Source organism: Pseudomonas sp. C9D1, assembly GCF_056491235.1.
The window spans coordinates 3863628-3884381 of the sequence record NZ_JBSZIE010000002.1; the positions used below are offsets into that span (position 1 = coordinate 3863628).

The window sequence follows — 20754 nt, forward strand, 5'->3', positions numbered from 1 at the left end:
TCAGCCTTATTTTCCGTCCCAGTCTCGCTGTCATGGCCCAAGAACTCTCTGCTGAACAGATCCGTCATTTCCTCCAGGGCATCAGCGTGCCGCCCCAGCCGCAGATCATGGTCGACCTGCAGATGGAGCAGGTCATGCCCAGCCCTGACCTGCGCACCATCGCCAAGCTCATCAGCCAGGACCCGGGCCTGTCGGGCGCGCTGCTGAAGATCGTCAACTCGCCGTTCTACGGGCTGACCAACCGCATCGCCTCGATCCAGCAGGCGGTCAACCTGCTGGGCTGCAACACGGTGATCAACCTGATCAACGCGCAGTCGATCAAGGGCGAGATGACCGACGAGACCATCGTCACCCTGAACCGCTTCTGGGACACCGCCCAGGACGTGGCCATGACCTGCCTGACCCTGGCCAAGCGCATCGGCCACCAGCAGGCCGACGAGGCCTATGCGCTGGGGTTGTTCCACAACTGCGGCATCCCGCTGATGCTCAAGCGCTTCCCCGACTACATGACGGTGCTGGAGGAGGCCTATGCCAGCGCCAGCGTCGAGCGCCGCATCGTCGACACCGAGAACCGCCTGCTCAACACCAACCATGCGGTGGTGGGCTACTTCACCGCGCGCTCCTGGCGCCTGCCGGAGCACCTCTGCGAGGCCATCGCCAACCACCACAACGCGCTGTCGATCTTCAGCGACGACTCCGGCCGCGATGCGCCGTTGAAGACGCTGCTGGCGATCCTGAAGATGGCCGAGCACGTCTGCGCCTCGCACCTGGTGCTGGGCAACCAGGCCGACGACCACGAGTGGAACAGCATCCGCGCGCTGGTGCTCGACTATGTCGGTCTGTCGGAGTACGACTTCGAGAACCTCAAGGAAAGCATCCGCGAACTGGGCGCCCACTGATCGCCCGCAGCGCTTCACGCCGAGACCCCCATGCCTGAATTACCTGAAGTCGAAACCACGCGGCGGGGCATCGCGCCCTACCTCGAAGGCCAGCGCGTGAGCCGCGTGGTGGTGCGTGAGCGCCGCCTGCGCTGGCCCATCCCCGAAGACCTCGACGTGCGCCTCTCCGGCCAGCGTTTCGTGGTCGTCGAACGCCGCGCCAAGTACCTGCTGCTGCAGGCCGAGGCGGGCACGCTGATCAGCCACCTGGGGATGTCCGGCAACCTGCGCCTGGTGGAAACGGGTACGGCGGCGGCCAAGCACGAGCATGTGGATATCGAGCTGGAGTCGGGCCTTTCGCTGCGCTACACCGACCCGCGCCGCTTCGGTGCCATGCTCTGGAGCCAGGACCCGCACAACCATGAATTGCTGCGCAACCTGGGCCCCGAGCCGCTGACCGGGCTGTTCGATGGCGAGCGCCTGTACCAGCTGTCCCGCGGGCGCAGCATGGCGGTGAAGCCCTTCATCATGGATAACGCCGTGGTGGTGGGCGTGGGCAACATCTACGCCACCGAGGCGCTGTTCGCTGCCGGCATCGACCCGCGCCGCGAGGCGGGCACGGTGTCGCGGGCGCGCTACCTGAAGCTCGCCGAGGAGATCAAGCGCATTCTCGCTCATGCCATCGAGCGTGGCGGCACCACCCTGCGCGACTTCGTCGGCGGCGACGGCCAGCCGGGCTACTTCCAGCAGGAGCTGTTCGCCTATGGGCGTGGCGGCGAGTTCTGCAAGACCTGTGGTTCCACCCTGCGCGAGGTGAAGCTGGGGCAGCGGGCCAGCGTCTACTGCCCGCGCTGCCAGCGCTAAGCCGGCGAGGCCCTGTCGGCCTGCGGTCGCGAACGTCGAGAAATGCCGAGAACAATAAGAAGAGGTGAAGGATGTCCGGCAACTACCTGCCCCGCAACGCGGTTGCGGAGGCCATCGGCCATGGGGTCTTCCGGCTCATGGGCTGGCGCATCGAGGGGCAGTTGCCGCCCCTCGACAAGTTCGTGGTGATCGGCGCCCACCACACCTCCAACTGGGATTTCGTGCTGTTCATCGCGGTCAAGTTCATCCTCCGCCTGAACGCCCGCTGGTTCGGCAAGCACAGCATCTTCCGCTGGCCCTTCGCCGGGCTGATGCGGCGCTGGGGCGGCATTCCCATCCAGCGCCACCTCACGCTCAACCAGGTGGAGCAGGCCGTGCAGGCCTTCGCCGAGAACCGTGAATTCATCCTGGTGCTGTCGCCGGAGGGCACGCGCAAGCGGGTGGAGCGCTGGAAGATGGGCTTCTATCACATCGCCCGGGGCGCGGGCGTTCCGGTGGTGCCGGCGGCGCTGGATTACCGCAATCGGCGCATCGTCATCGGCGAGCCGTTCCACACCACCGGCGATGCCACGGCCGACCTGCGCCGGCTGCTGGCGTTCTACCTGCCGTACGAGCCGAAAAAACCCGACTACGCTTTTAACGGCGATTGAAGGCCGTCACGCTGAAAAGCGCACGAGCACTGTTATAGTTAGCCGCATTACTCCTCTAATAGCCGAAGGATTGCATCATGAACCTGTTCCGCACTTCCGCTGCTGTCTTGGCGCTGACCTCTGGCCTCATGGCGCTGCCGACGCAGGCTGAGGTTGTGCAGCAGAACTCCAGTGGCGACCCGATGTACACCGCCGATGCGCCGCCTGCGTACTCCATGGTCGGCGACCTGCTGATCGCCCGCCCGCTGCTGATCGGCGCCACCGTCGTCGGTGCCGGCCTGTTCGTGGTGAGCCTGCCCTTCAGCGCCCTGGGCGGCAATGTCGGCGCCGCCGGCAAGGCCCTGGTGGTCGATCCGGGCAAAGAAGCCTTCGTGCGTTGCCTGGGCTGCACCACCAGCGGTTACCAGAAAGACTGATCGCGCTATTCTCGGCTCCTCGAGCCGGAAACGGCCCCTTGCCCAGTGATGAGCAAGGGGCCGTTTGCATTTGGGGCGCCCTTTTTGGTGCCTGCCAGGGAAGGGGGATGACGTGAAAGGCTTTCCATTGATCGCGCTGGTGGCGCTGGCGGCGGCCGGGTTGGCCGGGAGCTTCTGGATGAGCGCGGGCTGGTTGCAGCTCTGCGCGGGGCTGGCGCTGTTCCTCTTTGGCATGCAGTGCCTGGAGGAAGGGCTGCGCGACCTGGCCGGCGGCAAGCTGGAGCAACTGCTGGGGCGCAGCACCGCGACGCCGTTCAAGGGCCTGATGTTCGGTGTGTGCGGCACTCTGCTGCTGCAATCCAGCACCCTGGTGTCCCTGCTCACCATCGCCTTCATCAGCACCGGGCTGATCCAGCTGGCCGGAGGCATCGCCATTCTGTTCGGCGCCAACCTGGGCGCCACCAGCGGTATCTGGCTGTTGGCCATGGCCGGGCAGAACCTCAGCCTCTCGCCTTTGGCCCTGCCGCTGCTGGTGTTCGGCGTGCTCGCCGGCTTCGTCGGTCCGCGCAGCAAGGCCGCTGGGCGCATCGTGCTGGGCATTGCCTTCGTGTTCCTTGGCATCGACCAGATCAAGGACGGCTTTTCGACCTTTGACGATGGCTTCGACATGACCGGCCTGCAGGTCGATGGCCTGCTCGGCAGCCTGCTGTTCGTGGCGGTGGGGATGTTGGTGACCGTGGTGCTGCAGTCCAGCCACGCTGCCCTGATGCTGACCCTTGCGGCCCTGGCCAGCGGCCAACTGGAGCTGGGCCAGAGCCTGGCGATCGCCATCGGCTCCAACGTCGGCAGTAGCGTCACTACGGCCTTCGTCGGCTCCCTCGGCGGTAACCGCAGCGGCCAGCGCCTGGCCTTGGCCCATGTGCTGTTCAACGTCGTCACCGGGGTGCTCGCCTTCATCCTGCTCGGGCCCTTGACCTGGCTGGTGCATGCCCTGGCGGAGCCGATGGGCCTGGGCGGCAACCCGCTGATCCAGCTGGCGATGTTCCACACCCTGTTCAACGCCTTTGGCGTGGCGCTGTTCTGGCCCTGGCAGGGGCGCCTGGCGACCCTGCTGGTGCGCTGGCTCCCCGAGCGCAGCGAGCCCCAGGTGCTGATCACCGAGCTGGCGGCCGGGCCGGCGGAACCGGAACGGGTGCGCGCGCGCTACCTCAGCGAGCGAGCCCTGGATTCCGCCGATGCAGCGGCCAGCGCGGTGGTGCAGGAGCTGCGCCACCTCGGGCGCCTGAGCCTGGAGGTGATCTGCCACGCGCTGTTCCTGCCGGTGGACCTGCTGAGCAAGGACCGCCCCGACGAGGCCGCCTTGCAGGCGCCGCCGGTGCGTCATCACCTGGATGCCGAGACGCTCTACCAGCGCCACATCAAGGGCGTGTACGGCGACCTGCTGAGCTTCATGGGGCGCCTGGAAGTGACGCTGGACGAGGCGCACCAGCAGTTCTGGGTCAGTTGCCAGGTGGCGGCGCTGCAACTGGTGGATGCGGTGAAGGATGCCAAGCACCTGCAGAAGAACCTCGGCCACTACCTGGAAGGCGGGCCGTCGGCTACGCGGGATGCCTACGTGGAGCTGCGCCGGCATCTGCTGGCGACCCTGCACCAGGTGCGCGAGCTGAGCCGCTCGGAGCTGCCGGACGAAGTCTGGTCACAGCACCTGCAATGGCTGGACGAGAAGGCGGCGGATTTCGATGGCGACTTCCGCAATCGCCTGTTCGCGGCGGTACGCAGCGGCCAGCTGGATGGGTTGCAGATGAGCTCGCTGATGAACGACCTGGGCTATGCCAGCCGCATCATCCAGAGCCTGCGCAACGTGTTGATGATCGGCCAGGGCCAGGGGATGTTCCGCAAGGACCTGGCGCAGGAAGACGAAGGGCTGATCGAGCTGTCCTGAGCCACTGCGTGGCTCAGCGCTGCTCCGGCAGGGTCTTGGCCAGGCCCACGCCGCGCGGGTCGCTGGCGGCTTCGACGCGGCCGCCGTCCTTGTCCCAGAACAGCACCTGCTGGTTGCCATAGCCGCGCTCGACGCGCTTGAGGCTGTAGCCGCGTGCTTGCAGGGCGGCGATCTCGGCGTCACTGAAGGTGCTCGGCTCGTGCTCGATGACGTCGGGCAGGTACTGGTGGTGATAGCGCGGCACCGCCGGCCAGCGGGCCACGGGCTGGCCATCGAGGTATTCGAGGATCGACAGCAGCACCATGCTGGGGATGCGGCTGCCGCCCGGGGTGCCGAAGGCGGTGAATTCCTTCGCACTCTCGATGAAGGTGGGGCTCATGCTCGACAGCGGGCGCTTGCCGGCGGCCACCGCGTTGGCCTGGCTGCCCGCCAGGCCGTAGGCGTTGGCACCGTGGGTATCGGCGGCGAAGTCGTCCATCTCGTCGTTGAGCAGCACGCCGGTGCCCGGGGCGACGAAGGCGGCGCCGAAGGGCAGGTTCACCGAGAGGGTGGCGGCGACGGCGTTGCCGTCCTTGTCGATCACCGCGAAATGGGTGGTGTGGTCGCCTTCGCGCCAGGCGGGGGCGGGCGGCAGGCTGGCGCTGGGCGTGGCGCGCTGGGGGGCGATGCCGGCGGCCAGGCCCTTCAGGTAGTCGGGCGCCAGCAACTGGCTCACCGGGTTGGCGATGAAGTCGGGGTCGCCCAGCAGGCCGCGGTCACGGTAGGCGCGGCGCAGCACTTCCACTACGTAGTGGGTGCGCTGCAGTTTGTCGCCTTCGCGCCAGGGCAGCTGCTGCAGCATCGCCAGGCTCTGGGCCAGGGCCACGCCACCGGCGGAGGGCGGCGGTGCGCCGATCAGCTCGCGGCCATCGGCCAGGGTGTAGCGCAGCGGCTGGCGTTCCACCACCCGGTAGCTGTCCAGGTCCTGCTGGGTCCAGATGCCGCCGGCGGCGCGTACGCCCTTGACCAGCTTGTCGGCGGTCTCGCCGGCATAGAAGCCGGCCTTGCCGTAGCGGGCGATGCGCTCCAGGGTGCGCGCCAGGTCGGGCTGGCGCAGCAGGCTGAACTCTTCGGGCACTTCGCCCTTGTCGTCGAGGAAGATGCGCGCGGTCTCGGGATCGTCGCGCATGGCGGCGATGCGGAAGCCGGCGCGCTCGATGTACACGCGGTCGACCGAGATGCCGTCGCGGGCCAGGCGGATGGCCGGGGCCAGGGAGTCGCCCAGGGGCAGGCGGCCGTGGTGCTGGGCCAGGTCCACCAGCGCGGCGGGTAGCCCGGGAATGGCGGCGGCCAGCGGGCCGTTGATGGAGAGCTGAGGCTGCACCTTGCCGTCGCGCAGGTAGAGATCGGGGCGTGCGGCCAAGGGCGCGCGTTCGCGAGCGTCGAGGAACAGATAGGTGGGTTGCTTGTCGCCGGCCTTGCGCAGGAGGAAGAAGCCGCCACCACCGAGGCCGGAGCCGTGGGGCTCGGCCACTGCCAGGGCGGCGCTGATGGCCACCGCAGCGTCGAAGGCGTTGCCGCCCATGGCCAGGGTTTCCAGGCCGGCGACCGTGGCCGAGGGTTGCGCGCTGGCTACCGCGGCCTGCTGGGGAGGCGCCGCCCGTAGCGCGACGCTGAACAGCAGCAGCGCCGCGAGCAGGGCGGGGCGCCAGGCCGTGTCACGGAGCTGGCGGCCCATGGCGTCAGGCCTTGCCCGTGAGCTTGAGGTACTTGTCCATCAGCTGGTCGCGGGTTTCGACGCGGGCGTCGTCCAGGGGGATGCAGTCCACCGGGCAGACCTGCTGGCACTGCGGCTCGTCGTAGTGGCCGACGCACTCGGTGCACAGGTTCGGGTCGATGATGTAGATCTCTTCGCCCTGGGAGATGGCGCCGTTGGGGCACTCGGGTTCGCAGACGTCGCAGTTGATGCAGTCGTCGGTGATCTTGAGGGACATGGAACAACTCCTACCGTCGCCGTGCGGCGGCGGTGTTCAGCAGACAATGGCGGAATTGTGCCGGAATGGCGCGATCGGCGCACCTTTTGCGCGCGCCGACCGCCGTATCGCGGGGCTCAGCGCTTGAAGCGCTCGGCCAGGGCGTCGGCCACCGCGGGGTGGACGAACTTGGTGATGTCCCCGCCCAGGGCCGCTATTTCGCGCACCAGGGTGGAGGAGATGAAGGAGTACTTTTCCGACGGGGTGAGGAACATGCTCTCCACGTCCGGCGCCAGCTGGCGGTTCATGTTGGCCAGCTGGAACTCGTATTCGAAGTCGGAGACCGCGCGCAGGCCACGAAGGAAGACATTGGCCTTCTGCTCCTTGACGAAATGCGCCAGCAGGGTGGAAAAGCCCACCACCTCGACGTTGGGCAGGTGCTTGGTGACTTCCCGGGCCAGCTCGACGCGCTGCTCCAGGGAGAACAGGGGGTTCTTCTTGGGGCTGGCGGCGACCGCGATGATCACGCTATCGAACAGGCGGGAGGCACGTTCGATCAGATCGCCGTGGCCTTTGGTGATCGGGTCGAAGGTACCCGGATACAACACTCGGTTCATCGCTACGTCCTGGCAGGGGTCCGTAAGGGAATCGGATGGTAGCGCAGCATGCTCCAGCGGCCAAGACGCCGGAGCATGCCGGTTTATCTCGCTCAGGCGCTCTTGAGGCGCTCGGCGAGTGCGCTGGAAAGCTGCGAGGTCAGGCCATAGACCGACAGCTGCGGGTTGGCGCCGATGCTGGTGGGGAACAGCGAGCCGTCGTGGATCGACAGGTTGGCCAGCTGATGGTGCCGCCCGAGGCTGTCGGTGACCGCCTGCTTCGGATCCTCGCCCATGGCGCAGCCGCCCATGACGTGGGCGCTGCCGAGGCGTGTGCGGTAGAGCTCCAGTGACAGGCCGTCGATCAGCGTGCGGGCCTCGGCGGCGGTTTTCACGTAGCCGGCGTCCGCGTGCAGCGGCAGCACGGCCTTGGCCCCGGCGGCGAACTGGATCTCGGCCATCACCTGGAAGGCACGGCGCACGCCATCCCAGGTGTAGTCGGTCATGCGGTAGTCGAGCACCGGGCTGCCGTCGCCGCGCAGCTCCACCGTGCCTTCGGCGCTGTCCGGGTGGAAGCCGTCGCGCAGCAGGGCGAGCATCACGTTGGTGTGGGGCAGCTGTTCCATGCGCAGGGCGTTGTCGATGCCGAAGCGGCCGAGCAGGGTGGCGGTGAGCGCGGGCTGCAGCGGTGGCACTTCGAGCTTGTAGGACATGCGCCCGGTGGTGCCGTCGTCCCATTGGTAATGGTCGGAGTAGATGGACTGCGGCGCGCCGTAGAAGGGGTTGATCACCTGTTCGAACTGCGCGGCGGAGAAATTCACCAAGTGCAGGAAGGTGCGCTTGCCGGTGCGGCCGTGGGGGTCGGGTGCGTCGGAGCGCAGCAGCAGGCCGGGGGTGTTGATGCCGCCGCCGGCCAGCACGTAGTGCCGCGCCTTGACGGTGATGGTGCGGCCGGTGGGCGCCACGCAGCGCTCGTCCATGCCCTGGCATTCGATGCCGGTGACCTTGTCGCCGTCGATAAGCAGGCGGTGGGCGCGGGCGAGGTAGAGCAGTTCGCCACCCTTCTCGAGGGTGGCGGGGATGGTGGTGACCAGCATCGACTGCTTGGCGTTGGTCGGGCAGCCCATGCCGCAATAGCCGAGGTTCCAGCAGCCCCGCACGTTGCGCGGGATGACCTTCCAGTGCAGGCCGAGCTTCTCGCAGCCGCTGCGCAGCACGTCGTTGTTGGGGTTCGGCGGGATGGCCCAGGGCGCGACGCCGAGACGCTGCTCCATCTTCTCGAACCAGGGCGCCATCTCGGCTGGGCTGTGGCCCTTGACGCCATGCTCCTTGGCCCAGTGTTCCAGGGTCGGGTCGGGGGTGCGGAAGCTGGAGGTCCAGTTGATCAGGGTGGTGCCGCCCACGGCGCGGCCCTGGAGGACGGTCACCGCGCCATCCTTGGTCATGCGGCCGATGCCTTCCTGGTAGAGGCTCGGGTAGGCCTCGGCTTCCTGCATCTTGAAGTCGCTGCTGGTCTTCAGCGGGCCTTCCTCGATGATCAGCACCTTGTAGCCGGCGGCGCTGAGGATTTCGGCGGTGGTGCCGCCGCCCGCGCCGGAGCCGACGATGGCGACGTCGGCCTCCAGGGTCAGGTCCTGCTCGAGTCGCGAGCCATTGTGGGTTTTCCAGCCGCGGGCCATGCCTTCGGCGAACAGATCGGGTACGGGCATCAGTCAATCCTCGGTCTCGCCGACAGCGGCCGGTGATGGCCGGCGCCGGGTCGAGTGGTGTTTCTTGTCGTTGTGGGGGCGCGCGGTCAGACGGTCGGCGGACCGGGGTAGCCGCAATGCGCCCAGGCTTCCTGCCTGCTGTACCAGGCCATCATCACCAGCTGCAGCAGGGAGGCGTGCCCCATCTTCAGCAGGCCGATGAAGCTGTTCTGCCAGCGGTGTAGGAAGTTGCTCACGTCCTCGGCGCTGGCGTTTTCCCAGCTGCCCCAGACGCCGGTGAGCGGCCCCCGGGTGATGGGCAGGGCAAGCACGTCGAAGAGCTGCACGGTGAGCTTGAGCATCTCCGGGGACAGCCGATCGAGGGCGTAGTCCAGGCTCTGGATGGTGCCGGCCACGGCTTGCGGCATCTGTTCGGCACTGACCGCGCCATCGAGCATCACCGGGATCAGGGCGCGCAGGAACGGCAGGTCGGAGTCCCGCAGGATCGCCAGGCCGTTGGCCGGGACGCTGGCGGAGCAGCCGGAAAGGGTGGCGGTGACGCCGGCCGTGGCGAGGAAGGCAGAGCCGAACAGGCCGACTTTCAGCAGGCTGCGCCGGGAAAGTCCCGGCGCGTTCAGGGTGGTCTCGGTCATTGTTGTTATGTACCCGTCTAATCCTTAGGGGGGCTTTAGCGCACGAAAAGCTTGTAGACCAGTTTCTGGATCGATTTGCCGTAGGGCGGGTAGATCATCCGGGCGGCGTTGAAGCGCTGCTTGATGAACACGCCCTTGGCCTTGCTGAAGGTGAGGAACCCTTCATGCCCGTGGTAGTGGCCCATGCCCGAGGGGCCGACGCCGCCGAAGGGCATGTCGTCCTGGGCCACGTGCAGCAGGGTGTCGTTGAGGCACACGCCGCCGGAGTGGGTTTCATGCAGAACGCGCTGTTGCTCGCGCTTGTCGTAACCGAAGTAGTAGAGCGCCAGCGGGCGGGGGCGCTGGTTGATGTAGGCGAAGGCCTGGTCGAGGCGCTCGTAGGGGACGATGGGCAGCAGCGGGCCGAAGATCTCGTCCTGCATCAGCTTCATGTCGTCCTTCACGTTGAGCACCACGGTGTGCGGCAGGCGCCGGCCCTGGGCTTCGGGGAACAGCGGGACCAGGCGCGCGCCCTTGGCTTCGGCGTCCTGCAGGTAGCCGTTGAGGCGCTGCACCTGGCGCTCGTTGATGATGGCGGTGTAGTCCGGGTTGTTCTGCAGCTGCGGGTAGAAGGATTTCACCGCAGCGCGATAGGCCTCGACGAAGCCCTCGACGCGGTCCTTGGGCACCAGCACGTAGTCGGGGGCGACACAGGTCTGCCCGGCGTTCATGGTCTTGCCGAAGGCGATGCGCTCGGCGGCGTGGTCCAGGGGCACGTCCTGGGAGACGATGGCCGGCGACTTGCCGCCCAGCTCCAGGGTCACCGGGGTGAGGTTCTCGGCGGCGGCGCGCATCACATGGCGGCCGATGCTGGTGGCGCCGGTGAACAGCAGGTGGTCGAAGGGCAGCTTGGAGAAGGCGACGCCGACATCGGCTTCGCCCAGGCACACGGCGACCAGGTCCTCGGGGAAGATGCGCGCCATCAGCTCCTTGAACAGCTGGGAGGTGGCGGGGGTGGATTCGCTCATCTTCACCATCACCCGGTTGCCGGCGGCCAGCGCGCCCACCAGGGGGCCGAGGGCGAGGAACAGCGGGTAGTTCCAGGGGACGATGACGCCGACCACGCCCAGGGGCTGGTAGATGACCTTGGCGGAGGCCGGCTGGAAGGCCATGCCGACGGAGCGGCGCGAGGGCTTCATCCAGCGGCGCACGCGGTTCTTGGCGTAATGGATGCCGTGCAGGCTGGGCATGATCTCGGCCAGCAGGGTTTCGTCCGCCGAGCGGTTGCTGAAGTCCTGGCTGATGGCGCGGATCAGCGCGTCCTGCTCGTTGAAGATCAGATCACGCAGGGATTTGAGCCACTGGATGCGCTGGTCGGCGCTGGGCATCGGATTGTCGCCATAGGCGGCACGTTGGCGGGCGAACAGCTCTTCGAGCTGGTTGATCTGCTGCTGGGCCTGCTGCAGATAAGCTACGTCGGCGACCATGAACGACACCTCTCTAGTTATTGTTGAGAACCGGTGCTGGATTTTTAGAGTAATTGCTCTAGTGTGTCAAATAGCATGCCGCGACAGGGCCGGCCTGCCTACCAAACGAAAAGTTGGGCTGACCTCCAGACGGCCTGGGCACGGGGCGCGGAGACCACACAAACAGGGCGCGAAACGGCACGCGGAACGCTGCAGAAGTACTGTCTGTTCCGGGACTCTGTGTAGTTTTGTTACCCTCGCCGACTTCCGGCAGCAGTGAGACCGATCCGCGCATGGCCCCACGTATCAAGACCCGCGAGCGAATCGTGCAATCCAGCCTGGAGCTGTTCAACGCCCAGGGGGAGCGCAACGTCACCACCAACCACATCGCCGCGCACCTGGGGATGTCGCCGGGCAACCTCTATTACCACTTCCGCAACAAGCAGGTGATCATCGCCGAGCTGTTCGCCGAGTACGAATCACGGGTCGACGCCTTCCTGCGCCTGCCCCAGGACCGCGCCCTGACGGTGGAGGACAAGACCTTCTACCTGGAGGCGCTGCTGGCGGCGATGTGGCATTACCGCTTCCTGCACCGCGACCTCGAGCACCTGCTGGAGTCCGACGCCGAGCTGGCGGCGCGCTACCGGGTCTTCGCCCAGCGCTGCCTGGGGCATGCCCAGGCCATCTACCGGGGCTTCGTCGAGGTCGGCATCCTGCTGATGAACGACGCGCAGATCGAGGCGCTGGCCTTGAACAGCTGGATCATCATGACTTCCTGGGTGCGCTTCCTCTGCACCACGCGGGGCGACCCGGGCGACCTCAACGAAGAGATGCTGCGCCGTGGCATCTACCAGGTGCTGGCGCTGGAGGGGGGCTATATCGCCGCCGAGGCGCAGGAGGCGGTGGCGGCGCTCTACGAGAAGCTCTACGTGCCCCTCGACCTGGTGGTGCAGGGCTAGCGGGCCAGCCCCGCCAGCCACTGCGGGATGCGCCGTTCCAGGTAGTAGTCGGGCGTACCCGGCGTACCGCCGATGAAGCCGACATGACCCCCTTTCTCATGCAGTTCCAGGCGCGTGCTGGCGGACAGCTCGTGGGTCTCGGGGATGCTGTGGCGGAACACGAAGGGGTCGTCGGCGGCCTGGATCAGCAGCGCCGGCACGCGGATCTCGCCGAGGAAGTAGCGGCTGGAGGCACGGCGGTAGTAGTCGTCGGCGTCGGCATAACCGTGCAGGGGCGCGGTGATGCGGCCGTCGAAGTCCCAGAAGGTTCGCATGCCGTCCAGCGGGCCGAGCTTCTCCAGCACCGAGAGGCGGTCGGCCTGGCCCTGATGGGCGAACAGGCGCTGCTTGTCGCGCACGTAGGCGACCATTTCGCGCATGAAGTGGCGCTGGTAGACCCGCGAGAAGCCGGCGCCGATGCGGTCGGCGCACTGGTCCAGGCGGAAGGGCACCGAGACCGCGACGGCACCGCTCAGGGCGCAGCCTTCGCCACTTTCACCCAGGTACTTGAGCAGCACGTTGCCGCCCAGGGAGTAGCCGACGGCGTACAGCGGTGCCAGCGGCCGCACGCGGCGCAGGTGTTCGACGGTGGCGGCGAGGTCTTCGCTGGCCCCGGAGTGGTAGCCCCGGGGCAGCAGGTTGGGCTCGCCCGAGCAGCCCCGCCAGTTGATCGCCACGCTGGGCCAGCCGCGCGTGGCGAGCTGCTGTTGCAGGCCGAGCACATAGAGCGAGCTGGACGAGCCGGTGAGGCCGTGGAGCACCAGCACCAGCGGCGCCTCGGCGCCGTGGGGGCCGTGCCAGTCGAGGTCGAGGAAGTCGCCATCCTCCAGCCACAGGCGCTCGCGCCGGCGTTCCAGCTGCGGGGGCTTGCGGCAGAAGGGCGACCAGAGGGTCTGCAGGTGCGGGCCCGGCAGCCACCAGGCGGGGTTGAAATCGCTCACGCCTGACGATGCCACAGGGCGTAGTGCACGGTGCTGGCCTTCTTCTCCCGGTGCAGGCGCCAGTTGCCGGGCAGGTCCAGGCTGGACGGGGCGCTCTCGCTCTCGGTGTAGATCCAGGCGTCGGCGGCCAGCCAGCCGTTCTCCTCCAGCAGCGCGCAGGCCGGCTGCAGCAGGTTGAGGTTGAAGGGCGGGTCGAGGAACACCAGGTCATAGGGGCGCGGCGTCTGGGTGGCCAGGTAGCGCAAGGCGTCGGCCTGCAGCAGTTGGCCGGCACCGCAACCGAGGGTGTCGAGGGTGGTGCGCAGGGCGGCGACCGAGTCGGGGTTGAGGTCCAGGGCCAGGGCTTCCTGGGCACCACGGGACAACGCCTCCAGGTACAGCGCGCCGCTGCCGGTGAAGGGGTCGAGCACCCGCGCGCCCTCCACGTAGGGGGCGAGCCAGTTGAACAGGGTCTCGCGCACCCGGTCGGGCGTCGGGCGCAGCCCCGGGCCGTCGGGGAAGGCGAAGCGGCGCGAACGCCACTCGCCACCGATGATGCGCAACTGGCCCTGGCCCCCGTGGGGGGCTGGGGCTTTCTTCGGCGAACGTGCGGCCATCAGTGCTCCGGGATGCCAAAGCTGGGTTTGAAACGCTTCTCGGTCGGTGCCGGCAGCTCCTTCTGGGGAACGGTCGGGCCGGCGGTGACGATGACGAAGCTGTCCGGGTTCAGGTGCTTGTCCATGGCGGCTTTGACCTGTTCGACATCGAGCCCCTGCACCTGTTTCATGAAGTCTTCCAGGTAGGTCAGCGGCAGGCCGTAGAAGCCGATGGCGCCGAGCTGGCCGACGATGTCGGCGTTGCTCGCGGTGGACAGCGGGAAGCTGCCGGCCAGTTCGCGCTTGGCGTCGTCCAGTTCCTTCTGCGTTGGGCCCTTGGCCAGGTAGTCGCGGACGATGTCCTTGACCAGCTTGAGGGTGCCGTCGCTCAGCTCGGCGCGGGTTTGCAGGCCGATCATGAAGGGGCCGGCGACCTGCATGGCGGTGAAGCCGGAGCTGACGCCGTAGGTCAGACCGCGCTTCTCGCGCACCTCTTCCATCAGCCGGGTGCCGAAGCCGCCGCCGCCGAGGATCTGGTTGCCCAGGTAGAGCGCGGCGTAGTCGGGCTCGTTACGGTCGATGCCGAGCTGGGCCAGCATCAGGTGGGTCTGCGCCGAGGGGAACTCGATGTGCGTGGTGCCCGGCTTGGGCGTTTCGGGCGTGGCCACCTTGGCCAGCTTCGGTCCTTTCGGCAGGGCTTCGGACACACGCTTGGCGATGGCTTCGGCGTCCGCGCGGGAGAGGTCGCCGACCAGGGCGATCACCACGTTGCCGGCGGCGTAGGCCTTCTTGTGGAAGGCCTGCAACTGGGCGACGCCGATGCCGGGGATGGACTTCTCGTCACCCTCGCTGGAGTGGGCGTAGGGGTGCTTGCCGTAGAGCTTGTCGAACAGCGCCAGGCCCGCGAGCTTGCCAGGGTTCTGCTTCTGGTACTCGAAGCCAGCGAGCATCTGGTTCTTGATCCGCGCCAGGGAGTCCTCGGGGAAGGTCGGCGCGCCGATGACCTGGGTGAACAGTTCCAGGGCCGGGTCACGCAGTTTCGGGTCGGTCAGGCTGCGCAGGCCGGCCACGGCCATGTCGCGGTAGGCGCCATTGCTGAAGTCGGCGCCGAGGCCTTCGAAGCCCTCGGCGATGGCGGTGACGTCCTTGCCCTTCACGCCTTCGTTGAGCATGGCGTTGGTCAGGGTGGCGAGGCCGGGGGTGTCGCCGTCCTGGCTGCTGCCGGCGGCGAAGGTTAGGCGCAGGTCGAACATCGGCAGCTCGGGGGCTGCGACGAAGAGCACCTTGGCGCCTTCGGCGGTTTCCCAGGTCTGGATGTCCAGGTCACGGCGGGCCGGGGCCTTGCCGTCCAGCTCGGTGATGGATTCGAGCTTCGGCGGCTCATCGGCCTCGGCGGCCAGCGCCGGCGGGGTGCGGTCGACGACGATGAACAGCAGGACGCCCAGCAGGGCGATCAGGGCCAGGCCGAGCAGGCCGTATCGCAGGCCGTTGCGCTCACTCATGGCTAGCCTCCTCGGGCAGGACGTGGGCGACGCTGAGGCGGTCGCGGGTGAAGAAGGTCTTGGCGGCGGCCTGGATGTCGGCCGGGGTGACGGCTTCCAGGGCGGCGAGGTCCTGGTCGATCAGCTTCCAGGACAGGCCGACGGTTTCCAGCTGGCCGATGGTGGTGGCCTGGCTGGTGATGGAGTCGCGCTCGTAGACCAGCCCGGCGATCACCTGGGCGCGCACGCGCTTGAGTTCCTCCTCGCTCGGCGGGTTGTTCTTCAGGTCTTCCAGCTCCTTCCACAGGCCGGCTTCGGTCTGCTCCAGGGTCTTGCCCTTCTGCACGTTGGGCGTGGCGCTGAGCATGAACAGGCTGTCGCCGCGCGGGTAGCCGTCGTAGTTGGCCGAGGCGCCGCTGACCAGCTCCTCGCCACGTTCCAGGCGGCTGGGCAGGCGGGCGCTGTAGCCGCCATCGAGCAGCGCGGAGATCAGGCGCAGGGCGTGGACCTGGCGCGGCTCCTTGGCGGTGGCGAGACCGGGGACGTTGAAGCCCATGATCAGGCTCGGCAGCTGGGTCTTCACGTGCAGGACGATGCGGCGCTCACCCGGTGCGGCGAGCTCCAGGGGCTTCTTCGAGGGCGGCACGGCGCGGCTGGGGATGCCGCCGAACCAGCGCTGGGCCAGGGCCTTGACCTCTTCGCCCTTGACGTCGCCGACCACCACCAGGGTGGCGTTGTTGGGCACGTACCAGGATTCGTACCAGTGGCGCAGCTCATCGACCTTCATGCGGTCCAGGTCGGCCATCCAGCCGATGGTGGGAGTGTGGTAGCCGCTGGCGGGATAGGCCATGGCCTTGAAGCGCTCGAAGGCCTTGGCGGTGGGGCGGTCGTCGGTGCGCAGGCGGCGCTCTTCCTTGATCACCTCGATCTCGCGCTCGAACTCTTCCGGCGGCAGGCGCAGGCTGGCCATGCGGTCGGCTTCCAGTTCGAAGGCGACGTTCAGGCGGTCACGGGCCAGGACCTGGTAATAGGCGGTGTAGTCGTCGCTGGTGAAGGCGTTTTCCTCGGCGCCGAGGTCGCGCAGCACCAGGGAAGCCTCGCCCGGGCCGAGCTTGCGGCTGCCCTTGAACATCATGTGTTCGAGGGCGTGGGAGAGGCCGGTCTGGCCGGGCGTCTCGTAGCTGGAGCCGACCTTGTACCAGAGCTGGGAAACTACTACCGGGGCTCTGTGGTCTTCTCTGACGACAATTTTCAGGCCGTTTTCGAGGGTGTATTCATGGGTGGGTTGAGCTTCTGCGGCATGGACAGCCATCGGCAGACAAAGGGCGCCGAACAGCAGGCCGGCGGCGTGGCGGGCAATCGCTTTCATCGATGATTTTGACCTTTCGGACGGCCCCGGCGGACGTACCGCCTGCGGGCGAAGAGGTGCTAGGATACTCCATCCCTTTCCGGCACGGCGACGCTACCGGGCCAGGCCCAGAGCGGCCGCTCCTTGAGATACAAGCTACCCATGTTTGGTTCCAACGACGACAAGAAGACGCCGGCCGAGGCCGCTGAGAAAAAATCCCTGTTCGGCTGGCTGCGCAAGAAACCGCAGGAAGCGGCCCCCGTGCCGCCCGCAGAACCCACCCAGCCCGAGCTGCCCGCTGCCGAGGCTCAGCCGGTTGCGCCTGCACCGGTGGTCGAGCCCGTTGCCGAGGTCGCGCCGGTCGCTGCCCCAGTGGCAGAGCCGCAGCCCCAGGCGACACCCGCTGCGCCGCAAGCGCCGGTTGACGTGGCGCCGGCTCTCGCCGAGCCTGCTGCACCTGCACCTGCACCTGCACCTGCACCTGCACCTGCACCTGCACCTGCACCTGCACCTGCACCTGCACCTGCGGCGCCGGTCGAGCCGATCGCCAGCGCGCCTGGGCCCGTCGTCGAAGCGCCCGCTCCGGCACCGGTGGTCGAAGTACCTGTTCCCGCTCCGGTTGCCGAGCCCATTCCAGAGCCCGTAGTCGAAGCCCCCGTCGCCGCGCCGGCCCAGCCGCAGCCGGTGGCCGAGACCGCCAAGGCCGGCTTCTTCGCCCGCCTCAAGCAGGGCCTGTCGAAGACCAGCGCCAGCCTGGGCGAAGGCATGGCCAGCCTGTTCCTCGGGCGCAAGGCCATCGATGACGACCTGCTGGACGAGATCGAAACCCGCCTGCTCACCGCCGACGTCGGCGTCGAAGCCACCACCGCCATCGTCCAGAGCCTGACCCAGAAGGTCGCGCGCAAGCAGCTGGCCGACAGCGATGCCCTGTACAAAGCCCTGCAGGACGAACTCGCCGCGCTGCTCAAACCGGTGGAGCAGCCCCTGCGCATCGAGGCCGAGAAGCGCCCCTACGTGATCCTCGTCGTCGGCGTGAACGGCGTCGGCAAGACCACCACCATCGGCAAGCTGGCCAAGAAGCTGCAGCTGGAGGGCAAGAAGGTCATGCTCGCTGCGGGCGACACCTTCCGTGCCGCTGCCGTGGAGCAGCTGCAGGTCTGGGGTGAGCGCAACAATATCTCCGTGATCGCCCAGCACACCGGTGCCGATTCCGCCTCCGTGATCTTCGATGCCGTGCAGGCCGCCAAGGCCCGTGGCATTGACGTGCTCATCGCCGACACCGCCGGCCGCCTGCACACCAAGGACAACCTGATGGAGGAGCTGAAGAAGGTGCGCCGCGTGATCGGCAAGCTGGACGAAAGCGCTCCCCACGAGGTGCTGCTGGTGCTGGACGCCGGCACCGGCCAGAACGCCATCAACCAGGCCAAGCAGTTCCACCAGGCGGTCAACCTCTCCGGCCTGGCGCTGACCAAGCTCGACGGCACCGCCAAGGGCGGGGTGATCTTCGCCCTGGCCAAGCAGTTCGCCTTGCCGATCCGCTATATCGGCGTTGGCGAGGGCATCGACGACCTGCGCGACTTCGAAGCCGAGTCCTTCGTGCGTGCGCTATTCGCGGAGCGGGAGCGCGCATGATCCGTTTCGAGCAGGTGGGCAAGCGCTATCCCAATGGCCACGTCGGCCTGCATGAACTGAGCTTCCGCGTGCGTCGCGGCGAGTTCCTCTTCGTCACCGGCCACTCCGGCGCCGGCAAGAGCACCCTGCTGCGCCTGTTGCTGGCCATGGAACGCCCGACCACCGGCAAGCTGCTACTGGCCGGCCAGGACCTGTCGCAGATCACCACCTCGCAGATCCCCTTCCTGCGCCGGCAGATCGGCGTGGTGTTCCAGAACCACCAGTTGTTGTTCGACCGCACCGTGTTCGACAACGTCGCCCTGCCGCTGCAGATCCTCGGCCTGGCCAAGCCCGAGATCGCCAAGCGCGTCGGCGTGGCACTGGAGCGGGTGTCCCTGGCCGACAAGGCCGAGTTGTACCCGGCCGACCTTTCCACCGGCCAGCAGCAACGCGTCGGCATCGCCCGCGCGGTGGTGCATCGCCCGGCCCTGCTGCTGGCGGACGAACCCACCGGCAACCTCGACCCGCGCCTGGCGGCCGAGATCATGGGCGTCTTCGAGGACATCAACCGTTTGGGCACCACGGTTCTGATCGCCAGCCACGACCTGGCACTGATCGCGCGCATGCGCCACCGCATGCTCACCCTGCAACGTGGCCGCCTGATCGGCGACGGGGAGGCCGGCTGATGAGTGCCACCCGCATGCCGCCGCCCAAACCCGCCGAGCGCGTGGGCGCCACCGCCAAGCCGACCGAACCGCAGAAAGACGGCGAGGAAGGCCCGGATTTCAGTGCCCTGCTGCACGCCTGGCTGGAAGCGCACCGCGCCAGCCTGGTGGACAGCCTGCGCCGCCTGGGCCGCCAGCCCATCGGCAGTTTCTTTACCAGCCTGGTGATGGCCATCGCCCTGAGCCTGCCCATGGGCCTGTCTTTGCTGCTCAACAATGTCGAGCGCCTGGGTGGCTCCTGGCAGCGCGCCGCGCAGATCTCGCTATTCCTGCAGATGGACGCCGGCGAAGCCGACGGCCAGAGGCTGCGCGAAGAAATCACCGGTATGGCGGATGTCGCCGAGGTCGAGTGGATCAGCCGTGAACAGGCGCTGGACGAGTTCCAGCAGCAGTCCGGCCTGGGGCAGGCGCTCAAGGAGCTGCCGGAGAACCCACTGCCCGGGGTGATCCTGGTGACGCCCAAGGAAGTCGATAAGACCACCCTCGAAGCCCTGCGCCTGCGCCTGGCCGAGCTGCCCAAGGTGCAGCAGGCCCAGCTCGACCTGGTCTGGGTGGAGCGCCTGTCGGCGATCCTCAAGCTGGGTGAGCGTTTCGTCTTCGGTCTGACCCTGCTGCTGGTGTCGGCGCTGCTGCTGGTGATCGGCAACACCATCCGCCTGCACATCGAGAACCGCCGCACCGAGATCGAAGTCATCAAGCTGGTCGGTGGAACCGATGCCTACGTGCGGCGTCCCTTCCTTTATATGGGCGCGCTCTATGGCATCGGCGCCGGGCTGCTGTCCTGGCTGGTGCTGGCCTTCGGCCTGAACTGGCTGAACGATGCAGTTGTCCGCCTGGCCGGCCTGTACGGCAGCGACTTCGCCCTGGGCGGCGTGCCATTAGCCGATGGTCTATCCCTGCTTCTGGGGGCCGTGCTGCTGGGATACATTGGCGCCTGGCTGGCCGTGGCGCGTCATCTCAGCGAATTGGCGCCGCGCTAGAAACCCCTTGTTAAAGGCTGCCCATGGATGGGGTGTAACGAAACTTTTACGCCCCCTTGCAGTCATAAAAGCCAGTGCTAAACTGCGCGAGCTTAGTGAATCGGAGGATTCGCATGACCACTTCCCTGCAACCTGTCTATGCCCTGGCTCCCGGTGCGAACCTGGATGCCTACGTGCATGCGGTCAACGGCATTCCGCTGCTGACCCCCGAGCAGGAGCGCGAATTGGCCGAACGCCTCTTCTACCAACAGGATCTGGAAGCGGCGCGGCAAATGGTGTTGGCGCACCTGCGCTTCGTTGTACATATCGCCAAGAGCTATTCCGGCTATGGTCTGGCACAGGCCGACCTGATCCAGGAAGGCAACGTCGGCCTGATGAAGGCCGTGAAACGCTTCAACCCGGAAATGGGCGTTCGTCTGGTGTCCTTCGCGGTGCACTGGATCAAGGCCGAGATCCACGAGTTCATCCTGCGCAACTGGCGCATCGTCAAGGTCGCCACCACCAAGGCGCAGCGCAAGCTGTTCTTCAACCTGCGCAGCCAGAAGAAGCGTCTGGCCTGGCTGAACAATGACGAAGTCCATGCCGTGGCCGAGAGCCTGGGTGTGGAACCGCGTGAAGTGCGGGAGATGGAAAGCAGGCTGACCGGTCATGACATGGCGTTCGACCCGGCGGCGGATGCCGACGACGACGCTGCCTACCAGTCGCCGGCCCACTACCTGGAAGACCATCGCTACGACCCAGCTCGCCAGCTGGAGGAAGCGGACTGGAGCGACAGCTCCACCGCCAGCCTGCACGAAGCGCTGGAAGGCCTGGACGAGCGCAGCCGTGACATCCTCCAGCAGCGTTGGCTGGCCGAGGACAAGGCGACGCTGCATGACCTGGCCGCCAAGTACAACGTCTCCGCCGAGCGTATCCGCCAGCTGGAGAAGAATGCGATGAACAAGCTCAAGGGCTTCATCCAGGCGTAAGCCAGCGACCCATCCGAAGCCGCCCCCACGGGCGGCTTTTTTC

The 20754-nt window shown here is 67.3% G+C and carries 19 protein-coding genes and 1 pseudogene; 10 read left to right on the forward strand and 10 right to left on the reverse strand.

The annotated features are described in order from the left end of the window. Window positions 1-86 precede the first annotated feature (86 nt). The 5 genes from ACXI0U_RS25680 to ACXI0U_RS25700 all read left to right on the forward strand — a co-directional run bounded on the left by ACXI0U_RS25680 (window position 87) and on the right by ACXI0U_RS25700 (window position 4750). Window positions 87-899 (forward strand): HDOD domain-containing protein, encoded by an 813-nt coding sequence (locus tag ACXI0U_RS25680; RefSeq protein WP_162164706.1) that lies wholly within the window; start codon window positions 87-89, stop codon window positions 897-899. Between the two features lie 30 nt (window positions 900-929). Beyond that, complete coding sequence (mutM, locus tag ACXI0U_RS25685; protein ID WP_021218322.1) at window positions 930-1742, forward strand: bifunctional DNA-formamidopyrimidine glycosylase/DNA-(apurinic or apyrimidinic site) lyase; 813 nt, start codon at window positions 930-932, stop codon at window positions 1740-1742. A 71-nt stretch (window positions 1743-1813) separates the two neighbouring features. After that, on the forward strand, window positions 1814-2392 hold the full coding sequence (locus ACXI0U_RS25690; RefSeq protein WP_479551008.1) for a lysophospholipid acyltransferase family protein: 579 nt from the start codon (window positions 1814-1816) through the stop codon (window positions 2390-2392). Between the two features lie 77 nt (window positions 2393-2469). Further along, window positions 2470-2808: a multidrug transporter gene (locus tag ACXI0U_RS25695; protein WP_271659685.1), complete on the forward strand. Its 339-nt coding sequence runs from the start codon at window positions 2470-2472 to the stop codon at window positions 2806-2808. Between the two features lie 112 nt (window positions 2809-2920). Next, window positions 2921-4750, forward strand: coding sequence for a Na/Pi cotransporter family protein (locus ACXI0U_RS25700; RefSeq protein ID WP_271659686.1), 1830 nt, complete (start codon window positions 2921-2923; stop codon window positions 4748-4750). A gap of 13 nt (window positions 4751-4763) precedes the next feature. Here the strand turns inward: ACXI0U_RS25700 and ggt are convergent, their stop codons facing one another. From ggt to ACXI0U_RS25730, 6 genes are all read right to left on the reverse strand, one after another. Next, window positions 4764-6467: a gamma-glutamyltransferase gene (gene ggt / locus ACXI0U_RS25705; protein ID WP_479551009.1), complete on the reverse strand. Its 1704-nt coding sequence runs from the start codon at window positions 6465-6467 to the stop codon at window positions 4764-4766. 4 nt (window positions 6468-6471) lie between these two features. Then, window positions 6472-6723, reverse strand: a complete 252-nt coding sequence (locus tag ACXI0U_RS25710; protein WP_021218327.1) for a YfhL family 4Fe-4S dicluster ferredoxin — start codon at window positions 6721-6723, stop codon at window positions 6472-6474. Between the two features lie 116 nt (window positions 6724-6839). Further along, complete coding sequence (coaD, locus tag ACXI0U_RS25715; RefSeq protein WP_021218328.1) at window positions 6840-7319, reverse strand: pantetheine-phosphate adenylyltransferase; 480 nt, start codon at window positions 7317-7319, stop codon at window positions 6840-6842. A 92-nt stretch (window positions 7320-7411) separates the two neighbouring features. Beyond that, window positions 7412-9007, reverse strand: a complete 1596-nt coding sequence (locus ACXI0U_RS25720) for a GMC family oxidoreductase (RefSeq protein ID WP_265170271.1) — start codon at window positions 9005-9007, stop codon at window positions 7412-7414. Between the two features lie 86 nt (window positions 9008-9093). After that, window positions 9094-9639, reverse strand: a complete 546-nt coding sequence (locus ACXI0U_RS25725) for a hypothetical protein (RefSeq protein WP_021218330.1) — start codon at window positions 9637-9639, stop codon at window positions 9094-9096. 35 nt (window positions 9640-9674) lie between these two features. After that, window positions 9675-11105 carry a coniferyl aldehyde dehydrogenase gene (locus tag ACXI0U_RS25730; RefSeq protein WP_021218331.1) on the reverse strand — a complete coding sequence of 477 codons (1431 nt, stop codon included), beginning with the start codon at window positions 11103-11105 and terminating at the stop codon, window positions 9675-9677. Window positions 11106-11377: 272 nt separating this feature from the next. Here ACXI0U_RS25730 and ACXI0U_RS25735 point away from each other — a divergent pair, with 272 nt between their 5' ends. After that, window positions 11378-12043, forward strand: a complete 666-nt coding sequence (locus tag ACXI0U_RS25735; protein WP_021218332.1) for a TetR/AcrR family transcriptional regulator — start codon at window positions 11378-11380, stop codon at window positions 12041-12043. Here ACXI0U_RS25735 and ACXI0U_RS25740 read toward each other — a convergent pair. The 4 genes and pseudogenes from ACXI0U_RS25740 to ACXI0U_RS25755 all read right to left on the reverse strand — a co-directional run bounded on the left by ACXI0U_RS25740 (window position 12040) and on the right by ACXI0U_RS25755 (window position 16521). Next, complete coding sequence (locus ACXI0U_RS25740) at window positions 12040-13023, reverse strand: hydrolase (RefSeq protein WP_479551010.1); 984 nt, start codon at window positions 13021-13023, stop codon at window positions 12040-12042. The genes ACXI0U_RS25735 and ACXI0U_RS25740 overlap by 4 nt on opposite strands. Continuing rightward, entirely contained in the window at window positions 13020-13619 is a 600-nt protein-coding gene (gene rsmD, locus ACXI0U_RS25745) for a 16S rRNA (guanine(966)-N(2))-methyltransferase RsmD (RefSeq protein WP_479551011.1), read from the reverse strand. Before rsmD ends, ACXI0U_RS25740 begins: the two co-directional genes overlap by 4 nt. After that, window positions 13619-15100: a M16 family metallopeptidase gene (locus tag ACXI0U_RS25750; protein WP_374979591.1), complete on the reverse strand. Its 1482-nt coding sequence runs from the start codon at window positions 15098-15100 to the stop codon at window positions 13619-13621. The genes rsmD and ACXI0U_RS25750 overlap by 1 nt, the downstream gene beginning before the upstream one ends. Beyond that, a pseudogene (locus ACXI0U_RS25755) lies at window positions 15093-16521 on the reverse strand (M16 family metallopeptidase). Before ACXI0U_RS25755 ends, ACXI0U_RS25750 begins: the two are co-directional and overlap by 8 nt. Window positions 16522-16589: 68 nt before the next feature. Between ACXI0U_RS25755 and ftsY the strand changes: the two are divergent. The 4 genes from ftsY to rpoH all read left to right on the forward strand — a co-directional run bounded on the left by ftsY (window position 16590) and on the right by rpoH (window position 20711). After that, complete coding sequence (gene ftsY / locus ACXI0U_RS25760) at window positions 16590-18059, forward strand: signal recognition particle-docking protein FtsY (RefSeq protein WP_479551012.1); 1470 nt, start codon at window positions 16590-16592, stop codon at window positions 18057-18059. Further along, complete coding sequence (gene ftsE, locus ACXI0U_RS25765; RefSeq protein WP_021218338.1) at window positions 18056-18724, forward strand: cell division ATP-binding protein FtsE; 669 nt, start codon at window positions 18056-18058, stop codon at window positions 18722-18724. The genes ftsY and ftsE overlap by 4 nt, the downstream gene beginning before the upstream one ends. Continuing rightward, window positions 18724-19743, forward strand: coding sequence for a permease-like cell division protein FtsX (gene ftsX, locus ACXI0U_RS25770; RefSeq protein ID WP_021218339.1), 1020 nt, complete (start codon window positions 18724-18726; stop codon window positions 19741-19743). The genes ftsE and ftsX overlap by 1 nt, the downstream gene beginning before the upstream one ends. Window positions 19744-19856: 113 nt before the next feature. After that, window positions 19857-20711: an RNA polymerase sigma factor RpoH gene (gene rpoH / locus ACXI0U_RS25775; protein WP_021218340.1), complete on the forward strand. Its 855-nt coding sequence runs from the start codon at window positions 19857-19859 to the stop codon at window positions 20709-20711. Window positions 20712-20754: the final 43 nt, after the last annotated feature.

Coding starts and splice junctions, on each gene's coding strand:
- mutM (WP_021218322.1), top strand. CDS start 930: ATGCCTGAATTACCTGAAGTCGAAACCACGCGGCGGGGCATCGCGCCC.
- ACXI0U_RS25690 (WP_479551008.1), top strand. CDS start 1,814: ATGTCCGGCAACTACCTGCCCCGCAACGCGGTTGCGGAGGCCATCGGC.
- ACXI0U_RS25695 (WP_271659685.1), top strand. CDS start 2,470: ATGAACCTGTTCCGCACTTCCGCTGCTGTCTTGGCGCTGACCTCTGGC.
- ggt (WP_479551009.1), bottom strand. CDS start 6,467: ATGGGCCGCCAGCTCCGTGACACGGCCTGGCGCCCCGCCCTGCTCGCG.
- ACXI0U_RS25710 (WP_021218327.1), bottom strand. CDS start 6,723: ATGTCCCTCAAGATCACCGACGACTGCATCAACTGCGACGTCTGCGAA.
- coaD (WP_021218328.1), bottom strand. CDS start 7,319: ATGAACCGAGTGTTGTATCCGGGTACCTTCGACCCGATCACCAAAGGC.
- ACXI0U_RS25720 (WP_265170271.1), bottom strand. CDS start 9,007: ATGCCCGTACCCGATCTGTTCGCCGAAGGCATGGCCCGCGGCTGGAAA.
- ACXI0U_RS25725 (WP_021218330.1), bottom strand. CDS start 9,639: ATGACCGAGACCACCCTGAACGCGCCGGGACTTTCCCGGCGCAGCCTG.
- ACXI0U_RS25730 (WP_021218331.1), bottom strand. CDS start 11,105: ATGGTCGCCGACGTAGCTTATCTGCAGCAGGCCCAGCAGCAGATCAAC.
- ACXI0U_RS25735 (WP_021218332.1), top strand. CDS start 11,378: ATGGCCCCACGTATCAAGACCCGCGAGCGAATCGTGCAATCCAGCCTG.
- rsmD (WP_479551011.1), bottom strand. CDS start 13,619: ATGGCCGCACGTTCGCCGAAGAAAGCCCCAGCCCCCCACGGGGGCCAG.
- ACXI0U_RS25750 (WP_374979591.1), bottom strand. CDS start 15,100: ATGAGTGAGCGCAACGGCCTGCGATACGGCCTGCTCGGCCTGGCCCTG.
- ftsY (WP_479551012.1), top strand. CDS start 16,590: ATGTTTGGTTCCAACGACGACAAGAAGACGCCGGCCGAGGCCGCTGAG.
- ftsE (WP_021218338.1), top strand. CDS start 18,056: ATGATCCGTTTCGAGCAGGTGGGCAAGCGCTATCCCAATGGCCACGTC.
- ftsX (WP_021218339.1), top strand. CDS start 18,724: ATGAGTGCCACCCGCATGCCGCCGCCCAAACCCGCCGAGCGCGTGGGC.
- rpoH (WP_021218340.1), top strand. CDS start 19,857: ATGACCACTTCCCTGCAACCTGTCTATGCCCTGGCTCCCGGTGCGAAC.